10 protein-coding genes, 12 tRNA genes and 1 pseudogene are annotated in these 13,791 nt (G+C 41.2%); 1 reads left to right on the top strand and 22 read right to left on the bottom strand.

From position 1 onward, the window contains the following. Positions 1-30: 30 nt before the first annotated feature. The 3 genes from nagA to tgt all read right to left on the bottom strand — a co-directional run bounded on the left by nagA (position 31) and on the right by tgt (position 4,415). Positions 31-1,182 (bottom strand): N-acetylglucosamine-6-phosphate deacetylase, encoded by a 1,152-nt coding sequence (gene nagA, locus MK482_RS08485; RefSeq protein ID WP_057517319.1) that lies wholly within the window; start codon positions 1,180-1,182, stop codon positions 31-33. 140 nt (positions 1,183-1,322) lie between these two features. Next, positions 1,323-3,140, bottom strand: a complete 1,818-nt coding sequence (locus MK482_RS08490) for an acyltransferase family protein (RefSeq protein WP_268718489.1) — start codon at positions 3,138-3,140, stop codon at positions 1,323-1,325. Between the two features lie 132 nt (positions 3,141-3,272). Continuing rightward, positions 3,273-4,415, bottom strand: a complete 1,143-nt coding sequence (gene tgt / locus MK482_RS08495) for a tRNA guanosine(34) transglycosylase Tgt (protein WP_001285245.1) — start codon at positions 4,413-4,415, stop codon at positions 3,273-3,275. Between the two features lie 116 nt (positions 4,416-4,531). Between tgt and MK482_RS08500 the strand changes: the two genes are divergently transcribed. After that, positions 4,532-5,389, top strand: a complete 858-nt coding sequence (locus tag MK482_RS08500) for a DUF975 family protein (RefSeq protein WP_125411298.1) — start codon at positions 4,532-4,534, stop codon at positions 5,387-5,389. 38 nt (positions 5,390-5,427) lie between these two features. Here the strand turns inward: MK482_RS08500 and MK482_RS08505 are convergent. The 19 genes and pseudogenes from MK482_RS08505 to MK482_RS08595 form a co-directional block, all read right to left on the bottom strand. Next, a pseudogene (locus MK482_RS08505) lies at positions 5,428-5,812 on the bottom strand (DUF1304 domain-containing protein). Positions 5,813-5,822: 10 nt separating this feature from the next. Continuing rightward, complete coding sequence (locus tag MK482_RS08510) at positions 5,823-6,248, bottom strand: MarR family winged helix-turn-helix transcriptional regulator (RefSeq protein ID WP_268718490.1); 426 nt, start codon at positions 6,246-6,248, stop codon at positions 5,823-5,825. Positions 6,249-6,457: 209 nt separating this feature from the next. Next, positions 6,458-7,660 carry a LysM peptidoglycan-binding domain-containing protein gene (locus MK482_RS08515; protein ID WP_268718491.1) on the bottom strand — a complete coding sequence of 401 codons (1,203 nt, stop codon included), beginning with the start codon at positions 7,658-7,660 and terminating at the stop codon, positions 6,458-6,460. 162 nt (positions 7,661-7,822) lie between these two features. Next, positions 7,823-8,446: an HAD family hydrolase gene (locus MK482_RS08520; RefSeq protein ID WP_268718492.1), complete on the bottom strand. Its 624-nt coding sequence runs from the start codon at positions 8,444-8,446 to the stop codon at positions 7,823-7,825. Positions 8,447-8,449: 3 nt separating this feature from the next. After that, positions 8,450-9,730, bottom strand: coding sequence for an MATE family efflux transporter (locus MK482_RS08525; RefSeq protein WP_268718493.1), 1,281 nt, complete (start codon positions 9,728-9,730; stop codon positions 8,450-8,452). Between the two features lie 60 nt (positions 9,731-9,790). Further along, on the bottom strand, positions 9,791-11,275 hold the full coding sequence (gene thrC, locus MK482_RS08530; RefSeq protein ID WP_268718494.1) for a threonine synthase: 1,485 nt from the start codon (positions 11,273-11,275) through the stop codon (positions 9,791-9,793). A gap of 75 nt (positions 11,276-11,350) precedes the next feature. After that, complete coding sequence (locus MK482_RS08535) at positions 11,351-12,628, bottom strand: gamma-glutamylcysteine synthetase (RefSeq protein ID WP_268718495.1); 1,278 nt, start codon at positions 12,626-12,628, stop codon at positions 11,351-11,353. Positions 12,629-12,735: 107 nt separating this feature from the next. Next, positions 12,736-12,819: transfer RNA gene (locus MK482_RS08540), tRNA-Leu, on the bottom strand. A gap of 9 nt (positions 12,820-12,828) precedes the next feature. Further along, a tRNA-Gln gene (locus MK482_RS08545) sits at positions 12,829-12,900 on the bottom strand. A gap of 13 nt (positions 12,901-12,913) precedes the next feature. Then, positions 12,914-12,986: transfer RNA gene (locus MK482_RS08550), tRNA-His, on the bottom strand. Between the two features lie 14 nt (positions 12,987-13,000). After that, positions 13,001-13,071: transfer RNA gene (locus tag MK482_RS08555), tRNA-Trp, on the bottom strand. 4 nt (positions 13,072-13,075) lie between these two features. After that, a tRNA-Tyr gene (locus MK482_RS08560) sits at positions 13,076-13,156 on the bottom strand. A 12-nt stretch (positions 13,157-13,168) separates the two neighbouring features. Next, positions 13,169-13,241 (bottom strand) — tRNA-Phe (locus tag MK482_RS08565). 3 nt (positions 13,242-13,244) lie between these two features. Continuing rightward, positions 13,245-13,318, bottom strand: a tRNA-Met gene (locus tag MK482_RS08570). A 10-nt stretch (positions 13,319-13,328) separates the two neighbouring features. Then, positions 13,329-13,418 (bottom strand) — tRNA-Ser (locus tag MK482_RS08575). 4 nt (positions 13,419-13,422) lie between these two features. Then, positions 13,423-13,494 (bottom strand) — tRNA-Glu (locus MK482_RS08580). A gap of 8 nt (positions 13,495-13,502) precedes the next feature. Further along, positions 13,503-13,576 (bottom strand) — tRNA-Ile (locus MK482_RS08585). A gap of 34 nt (positions 13,577-13,610) precedes the next feature. Then, positions 13,611-13,681: transfer RNA gene (locus tag MK482_RS08590), tRNA-Gly, on the bottom strand. A 5-nt stretch (positions 13,682-13,686) separates the two neighbouring features. Next, positions 13,687-13,759 (bottom strand) — tRNA-Val (locus tag MK482_RS08595). Positions 13,760-13,791: the final 32 nt, after the last annotated feature.

The following is a 13,791-nucleotide window of genomic DNA, read 5'->3' on the forward strand; positions in this document are numbered from 1 at the left end:
GAAGCTAGTCTCTAACTTCTGCTTTCTGTCTTATGCTTGATAACGTTTCACACCATCTAGATAGGTTGCTACCAATTCCAAATCTTTATCTAATACAATAAAGTCCGCATCATAACCTTCACGGATTTGGCCACAAACATCATCAATGTGAACAGATTTTGCTGGGTTAAAGCTGGCCATCATGACCGCTTCATGCGGATTCGCAATTCCCCATTCGACTACATTTCTCATACCATCTTTAAGTTTGAGGATAGAACCTGCCAAATTACCAGTGGATTTGAGACGTGCAGTTCCATTTGCTACTACAACAGGGAATTCTCCCAACATATAGTCACCGTCTTCCAATCCACCAGCTGTCATACAGTCCGTAATAAGAGCGATATTTTCTGTCCCCTTTTGCTTAAGTAAAATCTCACAAGCTTTTGGATCTACGTGATAACCATCACAAATCAATTCTGCGTAAGTATGCGGGAGCTCATACATAGCTCCTACCATACCTAGTTCGCGGTGTGTTAAACCACGCATCCCATTATAGGCATGTACCCATACACTAGCTCCAGCATCAACTGCCTTCTTAGCTTGTTCAAATGTCGCATCTGAGTGTCCAAGTGCAACTGTCACACCTTCACCTGTAATAGTACGTACAAAATCTTCCACCCCATCACGTTCTGGTGCAATAGCGATTTTATTTAGCATCCCTTTTGCAGCATCCTGCCAAGAATGAAACTCCTCAACACCCGGGTCTCTCATATAAGTTGGATTTTGTGCCCCCTTAAAAGTTTCTGTGAAATATGGGCCTTCATAATAAATCCCACGAATCTTAGCACCTGTTGCTTCTTTATAATGGTTTCCAAGATTTTCAGTGACTGCAAGCAATTGCTCATAAGTGGCTGTTAAAGTTGTGGGCAAGAAACTGGTAACACCGGTACTAAGAAGTCCTTCACTCATAGTATGCAATGTACCTTCAATGTTGTTGTCCATCACATCTACACCTGCATATCCATGAATATGAGTATCCACAAGACCTGGTGCAATGCTATAACCAGTATAGTCAAGAACCTCTGCTCCTTCAGGAATTTGATCCACATGTTTCCCAAATTTGCCATCAACAAGTTCTAAGTACCCACCGCGACGAATGCCAAATGGATAGAAAAACTGATCCGCTTTAACGTAATTAGGCATAATAATGACCTCCTTAAAAGATTACTTTTGATATTTATTATGTCAATTACATTATAAACTTTTCTGATTCATTTGTAAATGGTATAGACCTATTTTCTAGAGATATTTTAAAAGAGCTGGATGTCTCCAACTCTTTTATCTTATTTTGATTTCACAGGTTGTTCTTGAGCAGCCTTAACAGCAGCTGCTATCGTTTCTGCGTATAGCTTAGCACCTTCTTCGAGCTTGCTATTGTCATTCCCGAAGTGAACTTGGTCTGTTCCAGCCCAGATTTCAGGATGTTCCTTAGAAACCTTATTCCAGTCAGCAATACTTACATAAGGAGTCTTTTCAGCTAATTCACGTGCATAGTTTGCATACTGCTCCACCGATGCATATGTATCCTTGCTCTTATCTCCCTCGTAAGGTGTAACTAAAATCAAATGATGACCTTTTGGCAAATTATTAACAAGACTGTCCAAATCATTCTTGTAACCCTCAGGGTTATTAACACCCGTTGCAATGACAACTGTTTTTAGAAGTGCCTTGTTCTGGCTGTTATTGAGCATAATGTCATTGGCTTGCTTGGTAGTACGACTAACCTGAGCATTAATATTTGCATCAGGAAGTGCTTCTTTCAAGGCTGTATTTGCACGCAAAGCAACTGAATCACCAATTAAACTCGTTCCTTCTACAATGCCCAAACGACTTACTTCTGCCTGCTCAGCAAGCATTTTAGTTTGCCCAATATTGGTTTGTGCTTGTTTGAAACCATTGACCATCAAATCCGTTTCAAAGTCACCTACCTGAGGAGCTAGGGCTATGATAACTACTGTAAGTAAGCTAAGAATTCCAAAAGTAGATGTGCTAATTACTTGTATATGAGGTAAGTTAGCAATTTTCCGTATTATAGGACTTGTCTTTCCAGCAATCAAAGGTTCTATAACATAAAAAGATAGGCTAGCAAAAAAATATGAAAAGATAATTGTCAGAATAACAGCCGGTAAATTACCCAGTAACTGAGAAAAAACAATATAAAATGGCCAATGGAAAAGATAAACTGCATAGCTAGTATCTGCTAGAAAACTGATTACCTTCGGCTCTTCTATATTGGGAGTTTTTTCATGCAAGACACGCGCAGCAACAATCATAGCCATGGCTGCTAAACTGGCCATTAAGAATCCAAATAGATAAGCAAAGAGATAGGTAAACTTAACAAAGAAAGTCAACAGTAATAATACTAAGAGACCTGCTCCAAATACTAACAGATTCTGACGTAGATTCCACATTCGATCAAATTGTCTGACTAAATCGCTCGTCTGACGAACGCCCACAACTGTTGCAAGTATACTTCCTAAAAAGAAAGGGTAGACATGGGTTAGACTTGAAAAGTAGACAGTGGAATAGGAACTGGCCATTAAACTACCAATAAACATGGAGAAGAAACTAATCAAAAAGGCAGCAGCAGACAAGAGAAAAACCATTCCCCTCAACTGACCATTTGATTTAGACTGTTTGGATAAAAACCAAACTGCCAATCCCCAAAGGATATAGTAGTGAACCTCAACAGCTAAGCTCCAATTATGAACAAACAAATGAGGAATGAACTGAGATTCATAACTCCCACCTGTTAGGAGTTCATAGAAGTTGGTCATAAAACCTAAGACACCTGCAATCTGACCCCCAATTCCAGCCACATAATCTTGCCGAACTAGAAAGGTAAAGGGCATGGTCACCAAAACCATCAGCACCACAGGTGGTACGATACGGTAAAATCTTCTCTTAAAAAAGCCCAGCAAATCAATCTGACGTGCCTTCCAAAATTCTTCTAAAAGGAGGGAGGTGATCAAAAATCCTGAGAAAGTGAAAAAGACATCTACCCCGAAAAATCCTCCAGGAAAGATGGTCTGAAAGAAATGATACAAGAGTACCAATAGTAAACCTGTAATCCTAATCAAGGAAAACCATTTAATACGCATACGAGTTTATTCTCCATTCGATTAGATTGTAAAAACATCTAATTCTCATTCCATAATACACCTTATTTTATCAAAAAAAGAAGAAAAATCCTAAGAGAAAACTTAGGATTTTAGTATTCTACCTTACAATTATTAGAAATTGCGCCCTGACTTATTATAGCCATATTTTTCCACAAAATACTCACGGAATTCCAAAAGATTATCATCCATAATAGCTTGTCGAACCTGCTTCATCAGATTAAGCAAGAAGTAAAGGTTATGGTAGCTAGTTAAGCGGATACCAAAGGTTTCATCAGCCTTGAGCAAGTGACGAAGGTAGGCGCGTGTGTAATTCTTACATGTGTAGCAATCACACTCAGGATCCAGTGGCGTAAAGTCCTCAGCAAACTGGGCATTCTTTACAACCAAACGTCCCTGACTGGTCATACAAGTCCCGTTACGAGCAATTCGAGTCGGCAGGACACAGTCAAACATATCCACCCCACGAATTACCCCATCGATTAAGCTATCTGGCGCCCCCACACCCATCAGATAGCGTGGTTTGTTTTCAGGTAGCAGTTGAGTTGTAAAGTCCAAGACCGCATTCATCTCTTCGTGGGTTTCTCCCACTGCCAAACCACCGATAGAGTAGCCTGGGAAATCCATGCTGACAAGGTCATTCGCTGATTGGCGACGCAAGTCTTCAAATCCTGCCCCCTGCACAATCCCAAATAACCCTTGGTCATGTGGACGACGATGAGCCTTCAAACCACGCTCAGCCCAACGGCTGGTACGCTCGATTGATTTCTTAACGTAGTCGTAAGGTTGGTAAAACTGAGGACATTCATCAAAAGACATCATGATGTCTGAGCCCAGATTGTTCTGAATAGAGATGGCTTTTTCTGGTGATAGGAACATCTTAGAACCATTGAGATGGTTTTTAAAGGTTACCCCTTCTTCTGTGATATTGCGGCTATCTGCTAAGGAATAAACCTGAAAACCACCACTATCTGTCAAGATAGGCTGGTCCCAATTCATGAACTTGTGGAGACCACCAGCGCGTGCAATAAGTTCATCCCCAGGGCGAAGCCAGAGATGATAGGTGTTTGATAGGATAATTCCCGAACCCATCTCCTTCAATTCTTCAGGTGACTGAGTTTTGACAGTAGCTTGAGTCCCAACTGGCATAAACATAGGTGTCGGAAAGGTACCGTGGGGAGTGATGATTTCTCCTAGACGAGCTCCTGTGTGTTTTTCTTTCTTAATCAAACGATATTTGATTGGTGAATCTGACATTTTTTACCTCCGAAGCTGGGAAAAACAGTCCCAGTTCATACTTTGTGCCCAAGGGCATACTGTATGATTTTATCAAAAAAAGCTGTAACTGTCACGAACTATGGTATAATGAGAGAATGAAATACCCAAAAATTGATTTAAAAACCATTCGTCTGCAGACCAGACAATTTCAAGCTGAAAATCCCCGCTTCTTTCTAGTCTATCTCTTACCTAGCATGCTAGTCATCTTGTCTGGCTTCCTCAATCCCTTAGAGCGTATCAACGAGTCTATTTTAGAGCAATCCTTTTTAAGCGTTTTTGGCCATGTATTCCAGGCCTATCTTTTTCCTCTATTAGTCTCCTTTATCGGGACAATACTTCTAACCAGTTCAGTCTATACAACCCTGAAACTCATAAAGAATCCTGATACAGAACTATCCGTCAAAAATAGTCTCACTCTATTTAAAGAAGAGTACTTTTCACAAACCTTTTTGACTCTCCTTCTCAAACGTCTCTATCTCTTCTTATGGAGTATTCCTAGTTTACTCGGAATTTACTTTCTCTTTTACAGTAGCTTTTTAGCCAAGAAATTCGTTGCCATCCATCCTGAATTTCCCAATCTGGATCTCACGTCAGTTGAAACTGAGCGTTTCCTCATGACCTTTGGTCTTTACTTTCTAGCAAGTATCCTCTTGATGATTGTCGGAAATAGTCTCTATATCCCACAATACTATGCCTATTCGCAGGTAGAATTTCTCCTCTGTGACACCCTAGACTTAGGACAAGCCAAACCAGGACAAATCCTTAAAACCAGCCGTTTCCTGATGAAAGGTTACAAGTTCCAGCGTTTCGTCCTGGACCTACAACTCCTTCCTTGGTACTTCCTCAATTGGATTACTTTTGGGATTGCTAGTTTCTCACTCCTACCCTATATTCAAATCAATAAAATGATTTTTTACCGAGCAGTATTGGCTCGAAAACGTCGGAATAGATAAGAATCTAATAAAACCAGCGCCTTAAAACGCTGGTTTTATTATTTCAAGATTAGTATACTCATCAAGGTCAAAATAGCTGGTCCACCTTGCTTCAAAATAATTTTCTTATCTGCTGTTAGAGAGCCATAAGCCGCAGCCCCAATCACAAAGAAGACAAAAATAGTCACAATTTCTAAATTCTGTGAGAAATAAATCCCATACAAGAGAAAGACTCCTAGCAGAGCGTTATAAATCCCTTGATTTTTGAACAGTGAACTTACTGACGGACGAGCCAGTTCTTCCTTTTCCATGTTAAAGACACGACTAGTCGCAGTTAAAGACACGACTAGTCGCATCTGATTGCGTTGCAATACTTTCCAAATAAAAAATGTAAAAATGCTCCCAAGCAACGATCGTTGCTAAAATGATTGTAGTAATTGACATCTATTTCTCCTTAAATTTCTATGTTTTTAATACCCAAAACCAATTTGTTTAATAAACGGCTGAGTTCTGTTTTTTCAGATTCTGTTAAGATACTTTCCATCTCTTCCTTAATCTTGATATGCTTCAGAGGTGGATTCATCACTAACTGCTCCTTCGCATACTTCGTAGCCTCTACCAACACTTCTCGCTGATTTTCAGGATTGCGATGACGCTCCACCAAACCTTCCTTTTCCAGAATCTTGAAATGCCGTGTCAAAGCAGCCTGATCAATTTTCAAACGCTCCTGAACCGCTATTTGATTACAGGGAGAATGCTTCAGCAAAAATAATAAAATCTGATACCGTGTCAAACTAATCCCAAGTCTTTTTTCAAACAATTGCGTGCTCGCTTGCTCAGACAAGCGAAGTTGATAAAGCAGATCTTGAATCTCTATCATTTCTTCCTCCTTTCTATTGATTCATCAATAGTTGACTTATCAAGTATAATGCGAAGTAAAATAGAATGCAAGAATGTTGCTTAAAGCATTACAAAATTCTAACTTCCCATTTTACTTTCCACTCAAATTAACAAAGAAAAACGAACGAGACTCGCTTCCTATCACGAAAGCTAGATCTCATTCGTCAAAATGATATTGCAAAGTCAGGTTTATCCATTCATTGAAACGTGAACATGGTCATAGTGATTTTCTGTTACGCTACCACGATCTGGCATTGGGTTCCAAGTATTAGCTGGTCCATATTTACTATCGAATGGAGCATAGAAACGTTGTTTCCAGATGATGTAACTAATGCCACGGCTGGCCATGTTTTGAATAGCGTATTCCGCAATCTTATCCCCTAGTTCTGAACCTTCTGGTACCATAAAGTCGATAGCCAAACCTTTTCCGTGATCTCCACTGTCTCCTGGACGGTAACCACTAAAGGATGTGATACCAAACAAGTTGGCAATTTCTTCTTTAAAGGCAGCTGTTTGTGGTTGAAGGCCTGCATTTTCAGATTTCGCTACCGCAAGTCCAGCATAATCGGGCGCAGCTGGAGCTGCGTATGTTGTTGAAACTGTTTTCGCCTCTTCTGGTTGATAAGTAGAAACTGCTGCTGTAGCTTCACTTGATGATGCTACTTCTTTTGCTTCTGAACTTGTTGCAGTTGTTTCGATTGCTGTTTCTTCTGCTGGAGTTGTAGTTGCTTCTACTGCTGATTCAGCTTGAATGCTTGCTTGTGTTTCCTGCTTCTCAGCTGGTGTCGTTGCCTGAGGAGCTACTTCTTCAACTGCACTACTTGTTTCGGCTGTTTGCTCCTCTGGGACAGAAGTTCCTGTAGATGGTGTCACTTCTTCTGAAGCGGTCACTGTCTCTGTAACTTCTGAACTTGCTACTACTTCTTTTGTACTTGTAGTTTCTACCGCTTTTGGAGCTTCTGCAATCGGTTGAGAAAGATCTGCAACTTGAACAGTTTGGTCATCAACGGTCACTTGATTGGTTGTCAAATCTGCTGTCGCAGTTGTCGCTTCTTCACTAGAATCTGCTTGAGGAGTTTGGATTTCAACTTCTGTTACTTCTTCTGCTTCATTGACAGTCGTTGTCAAAACAGTTTCTGGGAAAATCAAGTCCATATTAGTTATTTTATTCAAATTCGCAAGAACTGTGACATCTACACCCAAGGCTTCTGCAATTGTGCTCAAGGTATCACCATACTGTACTGTATAACTTGTTTTGTTATCCGTTTTAGTCAAATCATTTTGGATTTGCTCAACACTACGTGCAGTCCAAAGAACTTCTTCTGCTTGGGTTGCCAATACTGGGGCAAATGACAAGGCTACTGTTGAGGCTAATAATATTCTTTTCTTCATTCTTTCAAATTCCTTTCAAATGAGTACCTGTCTATGATAACACAAAAAGAGCAGAAAAAAAGCCCTCTCGGGCCTATTTAACAGAACTGTCTATTCATTGTAACAAACTCGATTACTTGAAATAGTTTGTTAGATCTCTGTCACAAAACTGACACAATCTTTTTATCGCACAGTCTCAAAAATATGGGAAATATCTGCTAACGCTTGAATCCTGTGATTACCTTCATAAGTCGACTCTAAAAAGTTGAGGCTTTGAATCCCACTATTCTGGGCAAATTCCACATCCAGAGTCCGATCCCCTATATAATAGGTGTTATCAGGATTCAGCTGATACTTGTCTAGCAAATATATAGCCGCTTCTGGACTTGGCTTCCGCGCAAAGTCACTCTGACTGGTTAAAATCTCTGTAAAATAGGATTCCAACCCCAAGTCTCTTAGAATGGCAAAAGCATTGTCTCCCTTATGAGTGTAAACAAAGTTCTGAATCCCTGCTTGGTCTGCCCAAGCTAGCACCTCACGCGCACCTGGCATTAAGACTACCTGGGCATTCTTTTCAGCCAAACTCTGGGCACGCACCTCATTCAGCTCTTCCACACCTAGTTTTCGCTCTTCTGCCACCTGCATAAGCAAATCCTGCACCGAATACTTAAGGATAAACTCTCTCACTTTCTCCTTATCATAAGGAATAGAAAACTGAGCAAAAGTCTCCTCAATCCCTGATAAAATCGCTTCGTAAGAGTCCAATAAAGTCCCGTCTAAATCCCAAATAAAAGCTATTTCTTGCATTTCCTATCCTTTCAAGCTCATATAACGCTGGTAGCGGTAGCGTAGAAATAACCAGCGAAAACCATTATCCAAGAGAGTCCCTGCCCAAATACCAGGCAAGCCCCAACCAAGAACAAGCCCCATCAGATAGGCTGTCCCAATGCGGATACACCACATCCCTATGCTTGTCGCATAAAAGGGAAGCCGAGCATTGCCCAAACCCTGCCAAACTGCCGTATAGATAACTGTCCCTGTCGCCATGGGGGTGCCAAGTAGTGAAAACAGTGTCACTAGAACACTAGCCTCAACCGCCAGAGAATCAGTCGTATAGAGATGAGTCAGTGGTATCCCTAAGGAATAGATACTAAAGGTCAAAGGCAACATGAGAAAAAGAGAAAGCCAAAAGGTTTGCTTGCTCAAACTAGCGACTCTTTCCCAATTATCCTCTCCAACTGCTCGGGCCACCAACATAACCGTTGCCGTAGCAACGCCAAAGGCAGGCATATAGTTAAACTGGGTCAAAACTTCTCCGACCGCATTCCCTGCTACTGCCTCCGTCCCAAAAGAAACGACTAAGGCAATGATTACTACATCTCCAGCCCTCATCATAAGTCGCTCTCCAGCTGCTGGCAATGCCAAGGTCAATAGTTCCTTATCTAAACCAAAAGTCGGTTTCATATAAGGAAGTTTTAATTGTGACCACAAAATCACAAGACCAACCAAACGAGACAGAATAGTCCCCCAAGCAACACCCGCTATCCCCATATCCAGTACAAAAATAGCTAGACTGGAAAAAAGAATATTCAAGGCATTGGATAAGAGACTCACATAGAGGGGCAGACGTGGATTATGCGTTGCACGAATCAAGGCTCCCAAGCTAGTCATTAATCCCAAAAGAACAATCGATCCGCCTACCAAAGATAGATAGAGTCCTCCACTTTCGGCCACAGCCTGTTCAGTTCCCAAAAGTCCTATCATCTCTTGTCCAGCGAAGATAGACAAAGCTCCTAAAAGGAAACTTAATAGTAAAGTAATTTTCAACGCCTCAGTCACATGATAGGCTAGCTTAGACTGATCCTTCTGCCCCAAACTTTTTGAAATAACACTAGAAATAGCTGCCCCAAGAGCAATGAAAATCGCCTGATAAATGGTGATGATATTACCAGCGACTGATACACCTGAAATAGCTATCAATCCTAAATGAGCAACCAAATAACTGTCCACCATTCCCATGAGCATCTGCAAAAAGTTTTCACCCATAGCTGGCAATGCAATATTAAGAATGTCTTTATTTTTCTTAAACAATCTCTCCTCCTGATGAAAAGAAACTCAGTTGGTTTCCCAACCGAGTTTACTTCCTCTGTCTTAAAGTCCTAGATAATCCTCAACCGCTGCTTGCATGTCAGCAGCTGCCACAGTTGTCTTATGACGAACAGGAGCTGTTTCAAGTCCATCAACTGCTGGCGGCACTGCCACTCCTGAAATGTCATGTAATTGAGCCAAGGCTTCAAAGTCAGTCAAGCCTACTTTGCCTGTTACAGCTTCTACTGCAACCACTGGGAACTTGTATGGACTAGCTGTTGAAGCAATCACTGTCTTAGTCGCATCATCAGTAACCGCTTGGTATTTTCTATAAACTGCTGAGGCAACCGCCGTATGTGGATCCTCAATATAAGAATCTGACTCATAAACACGCTTGATTTCTGCCGCTGTTTCTTCCTCAGTCGCATATTCAGCTGCAAAGAGCTCCAGAATCTCTACATCAAAATCAGTCAATTCATATTGTCCTTGGCTATTCAAGGCATTCATGAGTTCAGCTGTCTTAATCGCATCATTACCCAAAAGATGGAAAATCAAACGTTCCAAGTTTGAAGATACCAAGATATCCATAGATGGACTAGTTGTTACCTTAAACTCACGTTTCTTATCGTAGACACGTGTCTTGAAGAAGTCTGTCAAAACATTGTTGTCATTTGAAGCACAGATTAATTTGCCAACTGGGAGGCCGATTTTTTTGGCATAAAAGGCAGCCAAGATATTTCCAAAGTTTCCTGTTGGTACGGTAAAGTTGACCTTATCACCAGCCACAATATCACCAGTCTTAACCAACTGAGCATAGGCATAAACATAATAAACAATCTGTGGCACCAAACGACCGATATTCATAGAGTTGGCAGATGAAAATTGCAGTTTATTGGTAGCCAACTTTTCACGAAGGGCTACATCGTTAAACATATGCTTCACATTTGTTTGAGCATCATCAAAGTTACCATCAATAGCGATAACATGAGTATTATCACCAGTCTGAGTAGTCATTTGCAACTCTTGAACCTTGCTGACACCATCCTTTGGATAAAAGACGATAATCTCAGTTCCAGGCACATCCGCAAACCCTGCCATAGCAGCTTTCCCCGTGTCACCAGATGTCGCTGTCAAGATAACAATCTTATTTTCCAAACCATGTTTCTTAGCAGCAGTCGTCATAAAGTATGGCAAGATAGACAAGGCCATATCCTTAAAGGCAATCGTTGAACCATGGAAAAGCTCTAAGTTATATTGTCCGTCTAATTTCACTAATGGCGCGATAGCTGGAGTATCAAATTTGCTATCGTAGGCATTGTTGATACAGTAGTCCAACTCCTCAGCTGTAAAGTCATCTAAAAATGCTGACAAAACTAGCTTAGCAACTTCCTGGTAAGAAGCATCTTTCAATTTGTCAAAGTCCAAATCTACCTTTGGATAAGTAAGTGGTGTAAACAAACCACCGTCCGTCGCCAAACCTTGCAAAATTGCTTGGCTGGCAGTTACTGTATTGTTGGCATCACGCGTTGATTGATAAACTAATGTCATTACTCTCTATCCTTTATCTATAGTCTCTTCCATTATATCATGATTTTTCAGAAAATTCTCCCTTTATAATAGAAATTATAGTCCCAATTCTTCTTTCAAAGGCTCTAAATAGCTCATTTCTTGCTTATTTCTCATCTTCAGTCCTTCCTCAGCTAACAGAAGTAAGTCTTTTGAAAACTCTATAATCGCAGTTTCTTCCTCATCTGTAAGCTTTTTCTTAGAAAATTGTCGCCTTAAAAACTTATAATTTCGCCCAAATTCTTTAAAGAAAGGTGCTGTTTCTAAGTAAGCTTCTAACTTATCTAAATTAACCAACAATCCCAAGTGAAAGGCAGCAGAAGCAAAAGTTCTATCAAGAGGCTGAGTACACACACTACGAAACTCAACTGTTCCGCGAGTCGTTAAGTCTTGGTACTGATAACTACGATGAGTTTCAAAATCCTTCTCTTGAGGATAAATAAGAATCTCATCCCCATTAAGAGCATATGCTTGGATTTCAGATGTAGCCAAATAGTCCCTAGCCTGAATCGGATAAAAATAATAGGTTTGTCCATCACGTTCCGCAGTAAAAATCGCAGAATGATCGAGATAGTCAAAAAAATCATCCTCATCTTTAAAGAGTCTAGCATTGACCCCGACGTTTTCTGGATAGATGCCATGCATGGATTCTTCCCAGAAAATATCCCTTGAAATTTTCGTATCCCAATCCGCACCTGTAAACTCAGAGTTTGCAAATAAATAAGCTTTAACCGCTTCAATTTGAGTAAAAGCATTAATCACCCGTAGGTAGTTAGACTTTGAAATATCCAGCTGAACCTGACTCCCACAGATAAACGCACCATATTCAGGGAAATGATGTAAGTTTGATTTAGTAACATTTCTACTCAAATTCAAATAATCCATCAACATCTGATAGCGTGGATAAGCCACTGGACAATTCTCATTTTTATCCCAGTTGGGATGAATACCACAGCCAACAATAGCATGATTTGATTCAGCTAACTTCTTCTGGATTGCTTCCATATAAATATTTAAACGTTCTTCAACCTCTTGTATCGTTTCAGCCTTACCAAATGCAAACTCAATCGTTGTATAGGAAACTTCAAATAAAATAGCATCCTGACTTACTGGATCCACTAGCTGAATAGGATTTCCAAAATCATCAACCTTTTCTACAGTTAAATGCAAATCAGAAACTAGATATCCAAATAAATGCTTGATAACTTCAACATCTGTAGCATCCCCTTCCAAGTTTACAACAGGATATTCCAGCTCAATCCCAACAAACAATTCAGGATTTTCTTTAATATTTTTCAAATACCGATGTTTTAATAAATCGATAGAACGAGACATACTTCCCTACACTTTCATAATCTAAATAAAATTTGAATAACTATTATTATACCAAAAATAATATAAAAAAGGAACGAAGATTTACAACGTTCCTTAACTCTATACTATACCGGCGGCCGGGGTCGAACCGGCACGTCCTTGCGGACACTGGATTTTGAGTCCAGCGCGTCTGCCAATTCCGCCACGCCGGCAAATAGTAACTGGGGTAGCTGGATTCGAACCAACGCATGAGGGAGTCAAAGTCCCTTGCCTTACCGCTTGGCTATACCCCAATAATATAAAATAGGCGAGTGATGGGGATCGAACCCACGCATGCCAGAGCCACAATCTGGTGTGTTAACCACTTCACCACACCCGCCATAATTCTATTAACACGGGCAGTAGGAATTGAACCCACACTGAAGGTTTTGGAGACCTTAGTTCTACCTTTAAACTATGCCCGTAAAATGGAAGGGGAGGGATTCGAACCCCCGAACCCGAAGGAGCGGATTTACAGTCCGCCGCGTTTAGCCTCTTCGCTACCCTTCCAAAATATATAAATGGCGCGAGACGGAATCGAACCGCCGACACATGGAGCTTCAATCCATTGCTCTACCAACTGAGCTACCGAGCCTTATTGCGGGAGCAGGATTTGAACCTACGACCTTCGGGTTATGAGCCCGACGAGCTACCGAGCTGCTCCATCCCGCGTTAATACAAAAGGAGGATGTGGGATTCGAACCCACGCACGCTTTTACACGCCTGACGGTTTTCAAGACCGTTCCCTTCAGCCGGACTTGGGTAATCCTCCAAAATAGTCCGTACGGGATTCGAACCCGTGTTACCGCCGTGAAAAGGCGGTGTCTTAACCCCTTGACCAACGGACCAAACTTTATGGGCACGAGTGGACTCGAACCACCGACCTCACGCTTATCAGGCGTGCGCTCTAACCACCTGAGCTACGCGCCCAAGTTAAAAACTTGGTATTTTGAACAAAGTTCAAAGCGGGTGACGAGAATCGAACTCGCGACAACAGCTTGGAAGGCTGTAGTTTTACCACTAAACTACACCCGCTTAAATGGGAGTTAACGGGATCGAACCGCTGACCCTCTGCTTGTAAGGCAGATGCTCTCCCAGCTGAGCTAAACTCCCTAGAGCTAAGCGACTTCCATATCTCACAGGGG

Origin of the sequence: Streptococcus mitis, from assembly GCF_026782865.1 — a bacterium.
GTDB lineage: Bacteria > Bacillota > Bacilli > Lactobacillales > Streptococcaceae > Streptococcus > Streptococcus mitis_CG.

What these genes read in the sequence shown, in the direction of transcription:
- nagA (WP_057517319.1), bottom strand. Translation starts at nt 1,182, where the DNA reads ATGCCTAATTACGTTAAAGCGGATCAGTTTTTCTATCCATTTGGCATT.
- MK482_RS08490 (WP_268718489.1), bottom strand. Translation starts at nt 3,140, where the DNA reads ATGCGTATTAAATGGTTTTCCTTGATTAGGATTACAGGTTTACTATTG.
- tgt (WP_001285245.1), bottom strand. Translation starts at nt 4,415, where the DNA reads ATGTCAGATTCACCAATCAAATATCGTTTGATTAAGAAAGAAAAACAC.
- MK482_RS08500 (WP_125411298.1), top strand. Translation starts at nt 4,532, where the DNA reads ATGAAATACCCAAAAATTGATTTAAAAACCATTCGTCTGCAGACCAGA.
- MK482_RS08510 (WP_268718490.1), bottom strand. Translation starts at nt 6,248, where the DNA reads ATGATAGAGATTCAAGATCTGCTTTATCAACTTCGCTTGTCTGAGCAA.
- MK482_RS08515 (WP_268718491.1), bottom strand. Translation starts at nt 7,660, where the DNA reads ATGAAGAAAAGAATATTATTAGCCTCAACAGTAGCCTTGTCATTTGCC.
- MK482_RS08520 (WP_268718492.1), bottom strand. Translation starts at nt 8,446, where the DNA reads ATGCAAGAAATAGCTTTTATTTGGGATTTAGACGGGACTTTATTGGAC.
- thrC (WP_268718494.1), bottom strand. Translation starts at nt 11,275, where the DNA reads ATGACATTAGTTTATCAATCAACGCGTGATGCCAACAATACAGTAACT.
- MK482_RS08535 (WP_268718495.1), bottom strand. Translation starts at nt 12,628, where the DNA reads ATGTCTCGTTCTATCGATTTATTAAAACATCGGTATTTGAAAAATATT.